This is a genomic window from Pseudomonas sp. ICMP22404, from assembly GCF_006227205.1.
Taxonomy (GTDB): Bacteria; Pseudomonadota; Gammaproteobacteria; order Pseudomonadales; family Pseudomonadaceae; genus Aquipseudomonas.
In genome coordinates this window covers 1-2,164 of record NZ_VCNG01000043.1, presented here as the reverse complement: position 1 = coordinate 2,164, position 2,164 = coordinate 1, and the positions used below count along the sequence as shown (strand labels likewise).

Here is a 2,164-nt window from a genome sequence, read left to right as displayed (position 1 = left end):
CACTAATCAGACACCAATAGTGAACTAGTACCGTGAGGGAAAGGTGAAAAGAACCCCGAGAGGGGAGTGAAATAGATTCTGAAACCATTTACTTACAAGTAGTCAGAGCACGTTAAAGTGTGATGGCGTACATCTTGCAGTATGGGCCGGCGAGTTATGTTAATATGCAAGGTTAAGCAGAAAAAAGCGGAGCCGTAGGGAAACCGAGTCTGAATAGGGCGACTTTAGTATATTGGCATATACCCGAAACCAGGTGATCTATCCATGAGCAGGTTGAAGCTTAGGTAAAACTAAGTGGAGGACCGAACCGTAGTACGCTAAAAAGTGCCCGGATGACTTGTGGATAGCGGTGAAATTCCAATCGAACCTGGAGATAGCTGGTTCTCTTCGAAATAGCTTTAGGGCTAGCGTATAGTATTGTTTAATGGGGGTAGAGCACTGAATGTGGAATGGCGGCATCTAGCTGTACTGACTATAATCAAACTCCGAATACCATTAAAATTAAGCTATGCAGTCGGAACGTGGGTGATAACGTCCACGCTCGCGAGGGAAACAACCCAGATCGTCAGCTAAGGTCCCAAAATTGTGTTAAGTGAGAAAGGTTGTGAGATTTCATAAACAACTAGGAAGTTGGCTTAGAAGCAGCCACCTTTTAAAGAGTGCGTAATTGCTCACTAGTCAAGAGATCTTGCGCCAATAATGTAACGGGACTCAAACACAATACCGAAGCTACGGGCACATTATGTGCGTTAGGAGAGCGTTTTAATTTCGTTGAAGTCAGACCGTGAGGACTGGTGGAGAGATTAAAAGTGAGAATGCCGGCATGAGTAACGATTCGAAGTGAGAATCTTCGACGCCTATTGGGAAAGGTTTCCTGGGCAAGGTTCGTCCACCCAGGGTTAGTCAGGGCCTAAGATGAGGCAGAAATGCATAGTCGATGGACAACAGGTTAATATTCCTGTACTTGGTAAAAGAATGATGGAGTGACGAAAAAGGATAGTTCTACCACTTACTGGATTGTGGGGTAAGCAACAAGAGAGTTATATAGGCAAATCCGTATAGCATAATCTTGAGTTGTGATGCATAGTGAAGACTTCGGTCGAGTAACGAATTGAATGATTTCATGTTTCCAAGAAAAGCTTCTAGTGTTAATTTTTTATCAACCTGTACCGAGAACGAACACACGTTCCCAAGATGAGTATTCTAAGGCGAGCGAGAAAACCAATGTTAAGGAACTCTGCAAAATAACCCCGTAAGTTCGCGAGAAGGGGCGCCTATTTTTAATAGGCCACAGAAAATAGGGGGGGCAACTGTTTATCAAAAACACAGCTCTCTGCTAAGTTGTAAAACGACGTATAGAGGGTGAAGCCTGCCCAGTGCCCGAAGGTTAAACGGAGATGTTAGCTTACGCAAAGCATTAAAGTGAAGCCCGGGTGAACGGCGGCCGTAACAATAACGGTCCTAAGGTAGCGAAATTCCTTGTCAACTAATTATTGACCTGCACGAAAGGCGCAATGATCTCCCTACTGTCTCAACATTGGACTCGGTGAAATTATGGTACCAGTGAAAACGCTGGTTACCCGCATCAAGACGAAAAGACCCCGTGGAGCTTTACTATAACTTCGTATTGAAAATTGGTTTAGCATGTGTAGGATAGGTGGGAGACTTTGAAGCTGGGACGCTAGTTCTAGTGGAGTCAACCTTGAAATACCACCCTTGCTAAATTGATTTTCTAACCCGTTCCCCTTATCTGGGAAGGAGACAGTGCGTGGTGGGTAGTTTGACTGGGGCGGTCGCCTCCTAAAGAGTAACGGAGGCGTTCAAAGCTACACTCAATATGGTCAGAAACCATATGCAGAGCACAAAGGTAAAAGTGTGGTTGACTGCAAGACTTACAAGTCGAGCAGGTGCGAAAGCAGGACTTAGTGATCCGGCAGTTCATTATGGAATGGCTGTCGCTCAACGGATAAAAGCTACCCCGGGGATAACAGGGTTATCTTCCCCAAGAGATCACATCGACGGGAAGGTTTGGCACCTCGATGTCGGCTCATCGCATCCTGGAGCTGGAGTCGGTTCCAAGGGTTTGGCTGTTCGCCAATTAAAGCGGTACGTGAGCTGGGTTCAGAACGTCGTGAGACAGTTCGGTCCCTATCTGATGTGGGCG

General features: G+C 45.9%; 1 rRNA gene. It reads left to right on the top strand.

The features are described 5' to 3' along the window. A 23S ribosomal RNA gene (locus FGE05_RS29540) occupies positions 1-2,164 on the top strand; the annotation flags it as partial.